The sequence below is a fragment of the Chamaesiphon sp. OTE_20_metabat_361 genome, from assembly GCF_031364565.1.
The window spans coordinates 1-7,219 of record NZ_JANLWO010000788.1 but is presented as its reverse complement, the minus strand read 5'-3'; the positions used below and the strand labels follow the sequence as shown (position 1 = coordinate 7,219).

Annotated in this window: 9 protein-coding genes; all 9 read right to left on the bottom strand. The window is 45.5% G+C overall.

The window, feature by feature from the left end; genetic code table 11:
• Nucleotides 1-1,373 (bottom strand): NAD+ synthase (locus RMO35_RS22325; protein WP_309744443.1); only part of this gene is annotated, 1,373 nt, incomplete at its 3' end.
• A 6-nt stretch (nt 1,374-1,379) separates the two neighbouring features.
• Nucleotides 1,380-2,114, bottom strand: a complete 735-nt coding sequence (locus RMO35_RS22320) for an NrtR DNA-binding winged helix domain-containing protein (RefSeq protein WP_309744441.1) — start codon at nt 2,112-2,114, stop codon at nt 1,380-1,382.
• A gap of 229 nt (nt 2,115-2,343) precedes the next feature.
• Complete coding sequence (gene tadA, locus RMO35_RS22315; protein WP_309744438.1) at nt 2,344-2,811, bottom strand: tRNA adenosine(34) deaminase TadA; 468 nt, start codon at nt 2,809-2,811, stop codon at nt 2,344-2,346.
• A 179-nt stretch (nt 2,812-2,990) separates the two neighbouring features.
• Nucleotides 2,991-3,737 (bottom strand): 3-oxoacyl-[acyl-carrier-protein] reductase, encoded by a 747-nt coding sequence (fabG, locus tag RMO35_RS22310; protein ID WP_309744436.1) that lies wholly within the window; start codon nt 3,735-3,737, stop codon nt 2,991-2,993.
• An 83-nt stretch (nt 3,738-3,820) separates the two neighbouring features.
• The gene (locus RMO35_RS22305) at nt 3,821-4,360 is read right to left on the bottom strand and encodes a tetratricopeptide repeat protein (protein ID WP_309744434.1); all 540 of its coding nucleotides are present in this window, start codon (nt 4,358-4,360) and stop codon (nt 3,821-3,823) included.
• A gap of 308 nt (nt 4,361-4,668) precedes the next feature.
• Nucleotides 4,669-5,415 (bottom strand): transporter substrate-binding domain-containing protein, encoded by a 747-nt coding sequence (locus RMO35_RS22300; protein WP_309744432.1) that lies wholly within the window; start codon nt 5,413-5,415, stop codon nt 4,669-4,671.
• Between the two features lie 160 nt (nt 5,416-5,575).
• Complete coding sequence (gene rplT, locus RMO35_RS22295; RefSeq protein ID WP_309744430.1) at nt 5,576-5,932, bottom strand: 50S ribosomal protein L20; 357 nt, start codon at nt 5,930-5,932, stop codon at nt 5,576-5,578.
• Between the two features lie 116 nt (nt 5,933-6,048).
• Entirely contained in the window at nt 6,049-6,246 is a 198-nt protein-coding gene (rpmI, locus tag RMO35_RS22290; protein WP_295615932.1) for a 50S ribosomal protein L35, read from the bottom strand.
• A gap of 144 nt (nt 6,247-6,390) precedes the next feature.
• Nucleotides 6,391-7,095, bottom strand: coding sequence for a ribonuclease III (rnc, locus tag RMO35_RS22285; protein ID WP_396134963.1), 705 nt, complete (start codon nt 7,093-7,095; stop codon nt 6,391-6,393).
• Between the last annotated feature and the right edge of the window lie 124 nt (nt 7,096-7,219).

Genomic DNA, 7,219 nt, shown 5'->3' with positions numbered 1-7,219 from the left:
ATCGCCAACTCAGATTCAGTACGATTTAGCCACTCGCAAAGTGAAAATACTCGCGTTTTCGGCACATCTGCGATCGCCGCTAAACCACCATTCATATCACCATAGAGCGTACAGTAACCCACTGCCATCTCGGATTTATTACCAGTAGAGAGGAGTAAGTAACCAAACTTATTGGACATCGACATTAACAGTGTCCCGCGAATGCGTGACTGAATATTTTCCTCTGCTAGTCCAAATTCTGTCCCTGCAAATAGTGAATCTAAACTGAGATCGAAACCCTGCATCAAGTTACCAATCGGGATAGTTTCAGTCTTAATTCCCAGATTAGCAGCTAGATCGATCGCATCAGTGACAGAATGCTCAGAACTATAGGGCGATGGCATCAGCACGCCTAAAACATTTTCGGCACCAATTGCTTCAGCCGCAATTGCTGCGACTAACGCAGAATCGATGCCGCCACTCAATCCCAAAATTACTTTTTGGAAACCACATTTTTGGATATAGTCGCGAACACCCAATACTAATGCTTGCCAAACTTCGACATCGGCACTATCATTTAGCGGCTGAATTTTTGCTAGATTTAGATCTTGTTTAATTCGATCAAATTCGATGATGATCAAGTCTTGATCGAATGATGTCCCACGACAGACTAGCTCACCAGATCGATCGAATCCCAAGCTACAACCATCAAAAATCAGATCATCATTTGCTCCCACTTGATTAACATATAAAACTGGTCGATCATACTTGATCGCCGTATGTTTGAGCATGGCTTCACGCACGCTCTGTTTACCGACACTAAAAGGCGAAGCTGATAGATTGATCGATAAATCAATATCATGATCTGCTAATTCAGCGATCGGATTTACTAAATAACTCCGCTTACCCCAAAAGTCTTCGTCATTCCAGAGATCTTCGCAGACTGTCAGCCCGATTTTAATCCCATCAATCGTGAAGTGATTTGCCTCACTACCTGCCGCAAAATAACGATTTTCATCAAATACATCATAGGTGGGTAGCAGCCGCTTATGGAAGATATTTTGGACTTCTCCCTCTGTTAAGAGTGCAATACTATTAAACAGTGGCTTGCTACCTGTAATTGCAGAATTGAGATTAGGAGTAGCCAATCCAATTAGTACCGATAAATCCGGTGGTAGATCGATCGCTAATTGCTGAAGTGTCTGCGCCATCTCGGCAATGAAATGATTATTGAGTAACAAGTCTCGTGGTGGGTAGCCGCACAATGATAGTTCGGGTGTCAGTAGTAATTTAACTCCTTGATTCGCTACTTTATGAGCGACTTCTAAAATGCTTTGAGCATTCTTTTGAAGATCGCCAATCGTCGGATTGATTTGAGCCAGTGCTATTTTCATAATATGTTATACAAATAATAATGCCTTGTCTTTTAGTGGTGCAAACGCAACTGGATCAAAGCGAAACAATGTAGCTGGACGACCACTGCCACGAGCAGATTTGTGATTTGTTTCTTCTAGAAACTTTAGTTTGATTAAGCGATTACGAAAGTTAGAATAGTCAGAGAAAGATTCACCTAAAACGGTTGAATATAACTGATATATATCACTGAGCGTAAATAATTCGGGGAGGATATCAAAAGCGATCGGACTATATTCTAGTTTGCTTCTAAGCCGCTGATAGCCGTATTCAATAATTTGTTGATGATCGAAGGCGAGTTCAGGCAGTTTGTCAATTGGGTACCAAGCAATTCCGCCGACTCCAGTAGCGATTAATTCGGCAGCTTCATACCGAACTAGAGCAAAGTAACTGACAGATAAATATCTGATATTATATCGATCAACTGCTTCGCGCGGGTCTCGATCTGGGCCACCAAATGTATACAGTTGCTCTAGATATAAATTATCAACCTGAATTTTTTCAGCCAAGATTCGATCAGCAGCAGCCTCTAATGTTTCACCTGTTCGCACCAGTGTACCAGGCAGACACCAGGTGCCCAGATAGGGTTCATCCTGACGCATAACTAGTAGGATTAGTAATCGATTTTGCTGGGTATCGATCGAGAAGATGACATTATCTACCCCTACTTTAAAGTCAGCAAGGATCTGTTTAGTTGAGTTTTTGTCGATCGAGGGAGTCATCGTTAGATTAATTGAGAATTGAGAATTGAGAATTGCGGATGCGCGTAACTCCTGACGGAGAGGCTACGCCAACGTCGGGTTTCCCGACGGTTTAGCGGCGTTTTTATTCGGGGGTTCCCCCCGAATAAAAAAACGACAAGACAGCGCGACAAGACACAATCGGTGGCGGTAATAGAACGAAGCTAGTATTCTTAACCCGAACTGATGTTATTTATCTACAATTGGAACGCTAAATTCGCTTATTCTGAAACCAAGCCTGTAATTGTTGACGACAAGTAGATTCCAAGATGCCGCCAATGACAGTTAACTTATGATTGGAAGCCGCACTGTCTGGAATATTTAACACCGTCCGCACGCTCCCCGTCTTAGCATCATCAGCCCCATATACCAACAACCCCAGCCGCGCCGCAACGATCGCCCCAGCACACATCGGACAGGGTTCGAGCGTCACATATAGCGTACAGCGATCGAGATGCCAACTATTTAGATCTGCTCCCGCCGCTCGAATCGCCACAATTTCCGCATGAGCTGTCGGATCGCGATCGCGTTCGCGGCGATTTTCACCCTCAGCAATTATCTCACCTTCAGGGCCGATGATTATCGCCCCAACAGGCACCTCGCCCGCATTTCCCGCCTGAGTAGCCAACTCGATCGATCGTCCCATCCAGCGTTGATGTACCTGGAAATCTATATTCATCGCCAGCGAGAAGAAGTTAAAGGTGAGGACATGGCGGCTCTCCAGCAGTTATGGTGATAAGCAAGACTTATTGAAAGGGGAAAGGGGTTTTGATGGCACGAGCGATTGATGTTTAAGTAAGCTATTTCCCCAAAATAGCAGGAGAGCCAACATGGCTAACAACTTGCTAATGAAATCACTTATGCCATTACCATCCCACCATCGACATTAAAGGTTTGCCCAGTAATATATGCCGCCGCTGGATCTGCGGCTAAAAATCTCACCATTCCGGCAACTTCTTCGGGTTGTCCGTATCTACCCAGGGGGATGAATTGTAAAATCCCTTCCGCTTTGAGATCGTTTGTCATATCTGTGGCGATAAAACCCGGTGCTACCGCATTGACAGTAATTCCCCGCGTGGACAATTCCTTGGCTACTGTCTTGGTGAAGCCGATTACCCCAGCTTTGGACGCACTGTAGTTTGCTTGCCCTGGATTGCCCATTTGTCCTGCGACTGAGGCGATATTGATAATTCTGCCGGACTTTTGTTTGAGCATGATTTTGCTCACCGCGCGGGTGCAGGAAAATACGCCCGTGAGATTGGTATCGATGACAGCTTGCCAATCCTCGATCTTCATCCGCAATAGCAGCGTATCGCGGGTAATTCCGGCATTATTAACCAAGACATCGATGCGTCCCCATTTGTCCATCACGGTACTGACGAGTGCATCGATTTGGTCGGCTTTGGAGACATCAGCCCCAATCGCTATCGCTTCACCACCACTACCGACGATTTGAGCCACTAATTCATCCGCAGCACCACTAGAACTAGCATAATTAACGGCTACTTTAGCGCCCACGCTGGCTAATTCTAACGCGATCGCACGACCGATTCCTCGGGATGCACCCGTCACGATCGCGACTTTTCCGGCTAATAAATCAGACATTCTCAACTTCTCCATCTACACAAATGTCGATCTTACGCGATCGAGCGCTCATTAATTATCAATTATCAATTATTAATTATCAATTATTTACTGCTTACCACCAACCGACGACGAAGCGAGTCGCTACGTCGTTTAGCTGTTTCATTTTCGGGTTCTAATGCCAAGGCTTGTTCGTAAATATCTAAAGCTTGAGATGGGAGTTTCTTTTGTTCGTACGCATGTCCGAGATTATTCATCGCCATCACATACTCTGGTTCGAGCTTGATTGCTTCTTTGTACTGACGAATTGCTAAATCGTACTGTTCTTGTCCAAAATAAGCATAACCGAGAGCATTGTATATTGGAGACATTTCTGGACTCGATCCATCTTCCAGCTTGATAGCTTTTTTGAACATCATAATGGCTTGGATAAACATTCTTTTCTCCAGATAAATACTACCTAATTCGTAATATTCTGGAATCGTGCCGCGCTCACTTTTGAGTTTCTTTTCTAGTTTGTTGAGTGCGTTTTCAATTTTCTGAGTCTTCAAAATTTGTCTGAGGATAGCAACAGCCGCCACACTCAATAGGAGCAAGAAGGCACCCAGGTAAACTACGAGTAAATTTTTGTCTGAAAAGTCCATTGGTAAGCAGTGGGTAGTAACTAATAAAAGCAGTGGCTAGGGGCGATTGGCTCCTCGATCCACGAGGTACTCAATACCTGACTATCTATGATAACTTGAGAGCCAACTTATATGTCTTAGGCTTGATAACAATTAACTAGGGAATAGTGGATAGTGAATAGTGGATAGTGGATAGTGGATAGTGGATAGAGAGTTTTAATGCAAGTCTCCCAGTCCCCAAGTCTCCCCGTCTGTCTTGAAAAGGTGCTCTACTTGGGGAAACCCCAAGATCGCACTTTTCGCTCCCCGTCCCCCAGTCTCCCAGTCCTCTACTGCAATCCCCAATACTGAATCCGCTGTCCAAGCCAGCCGTCGGCTTGCCAACGTTCGATCGAGCGATCGACTAATTGCCGCAATGGATCGTATTGTAATCCTTTAGGGATGACAATGCCCAAGGCTTCGATCGATAATTTGTCGGGTAATAGACGATAATTTGGCGCGGTTTTGCTCCAGCCGATGAGGAGGCTCCGATCTGCGGCGATGGCGACAACTTTGCCACTAGCGAGCAATTGTTGGGCTTGGCGATAGCTATCGACACCGACTAATTTAGCTGTAGGGATGAAATATTGGACGGCAGAGATCGTGGTGGAGTTATTGAGTACTGCGACTTTTTTACCAGCTAAATCGCTACTTCTAGTAATGTTCGGTCGATTGGTAATTATTGCCGTACCATCGAGATAATAACGCCGACTAAAATCAACTACTCGCGATCGAGTTGTGGTAATTGTGACTCTGGCAATTGTCAAATCTACAGTACCATCGATCGCGACTTTGAGCCGATCTTGATTAGTAACTGGTACTAGTTTAACTGCATCGGGATTATTAAATATTTCGGTAGCTAATTTACGGGCGATATCGATTTCCAAGCCCTGTAAATTTCCCGATCGATCTCGAAAACCTAATGGTGGTGAGTTATCTTTGACTGCAACGATTAATTGCCTACGTTGCTGAATTTCTTTGAGCGTTCCCGCTTGAGCCGATCGGGAAAGATCGATACTCGCGATCGATAATAACATGAAAAATAAAGATTTGAATCGATGTGATTTAGCTTTATTTTTCATGCCTAATTAGTAGATATTTGTAGGCTGGATCGAGCGAATGTGAAACCCAACTCTTACCACCATTGATGGGATAGTTGGGTTTCGTTCCTCTACCCAACCTACAGTCTGTATTAGGCTATTGTGCTGCGGCTGCGGCGAGTTTGACTACTTGCTCGAAACTTGCGGGATCGAGGATCGCGATTTGCGCGAGCATCTTGCGATTGAGTTGGATGTCAGCTTTTTTCATGTTGCCGATCAATTGGCTGTAGCTCATGCCATGTTGACGAGAAGCTGCATTGATCCGGGCGATCCATAAACGACGAAAATCGCGTTTTTTCTTCTTACGATCGCGATAGGCATTCCGTAATGCCTTCATTACTTGTTGGTTAGCAATCCGATAGAGTTTCGAGTGAGAACCTCTAAAGCCCTTTGCTAACTTGAGAATTTTGTTGCGGTGCTTCCGCGCCACGTTACCGCGCTTTACCCGAGTCATAGTTTAAATTAGGTGATTTGGTGATTAAAATTGCTCTACGGCATTATCGATCGCGATTTACGATCTCAGTCCTCAAGCTACCAGTTGTGATTTACTGCACTTATCCAGGTGGACAGTTACAAGTAAGGGAGCATCCCGCGTACTCTGAGTACATCAGTCTCGTCAACGGCAGTTGCCTTGGATAGGCTCCGACGACGATCGGCATTTTTGTGTTCGAGCAGGTGGCTTTTAAACGCCTTACGACGCATGATTTTACCAGTGCCACTAGCGCGAAAACGCTTCGCTGCTGCTTTGCGGCTTTTGAGTTTCGGCATTGGAGTAAATATGTTTAGACACAATTTATTATTGTACTCGATCGATCCCATAAATAGATAGGTGTTAGGCTTTGGGCTTTAGGCTTTAGGGACGGAGCGTGTTCCCCTTTCTTGCCCTAATACCTAAAGCCCAAAGCCTAATACCTATTCCCTATTCCCCATTACCTGAGTAAAAGCGACCTTCGCCGCAGCTTGTTCGGCGGCTTTCTTTGATTGTCCCGTACCTGTGCCCAGATGTCGATCGCGGAACCAGACTTCGGCGATAAAGCGTTTGAACCTGTCGAGTTTGAGCGGATCTTCGTAGACACGGTATTCTGGTAACGCTTTATAGTGCGCTTGCGTCCACTCTTGGAGCGCATCCTTATAGTTTTGACGCGCGGGATCTTGGAGAATTTCGGTTGCTAGTTGCTGAAAATGCGGATCTAACCAGGGACGGACTAACTTTAGATTATTAGTTGTCAGATACAGCGCGGCGAGTACCGCCTCAAACGCGTCAGCCAGCCGCGACACTCGCCCAGAAGGATCGCCCACCGCCGAAGCAGCTAGAGTCAGATAGCGATCGAATCCGTATCCATCAGCGAGTTGCGCCAAAATGCGATCGCTCACCAATACCTTCCGAATCGCCGAAAAATCACCCACCGACTTATCGGGATAAGTTTCCCACAAAAATTCGGATGCCGCCAACCGGACGACTGAATCACCGATGAATTCTAACTGCTCGTAATTGGGCACTCCCACTGTCGGATGCGTCAAGGCAATATCCAACAGCGCCCAATCGATCTGTGTATCTCCTGGCAATCCCAACCGAATCATTAATTTTCCTAATTCCTGTTGTCGCCGTGGGTGCATCAGTATTTTTACTCGCTCAAAAAATGGAGAAAAGAGTCGGAAGTAAGCCGGGTTCTGTTATCTCTTGCGAGACGGTGGTTATCTATCTGGGTAGTTTGTTACCAAGTACCTCAAGCGGATCTAA

Coding starts and splice junctions, on each gene's coding strand:
- RMO35_RS22320 (WP_309744441.1), bottom strand. CDS start 2,114: ATGACTCCCTCGATCGACAAAAACTCAACTAAACAGATCCTTGCTGAC.
- tadA (WP_309744438.1), bottom strand. CDS start 2,811: ATGAATATAGATTTCCAGGTACATCAACGCTGGATGGGACGATCGATC.
- fabG (WP_309744436.1), bottom strand. CDS start 3,737: ATGTCTGATTTATTAGCCGGAAAAGTCGCGATCGTGACGGGTGCATCC.
- RMO35_RS22305 (WP_309744434.1), bottom strand. CDS start 4,360: ATGGACTTTTCAGACAAAAATTTACTCGTAGTTTACCTGGGTGCCTTC.
- RMO35_RS22300 (WP_309744432.1), bottom strand. CDS start 5,415: ATGTTATTATCGATCGCGAGTATCGATCTTTCCCGATCGGCTCAAGCG.
- rplT (WP_309744430.1), bottom strand. CDS start 5,932: ATGACTCGGGTAAAGCGCGGTAACGTGGCGCGGAAGCACCGCAACAAA.
- rpmI (WP_295615932.1), bottom strand. CDS start 6,246: ATGCCGAAACTCAAAAGCCGCAAAGCAGCAGCGAAGCGTTTTCGCGCT.
- rnc (WP_396134963.1), bottom strand. CDS start 7,095: ATGCACCCACGGCGACAACAGGAATTAGGAAAATTAATGATTCGGTTG.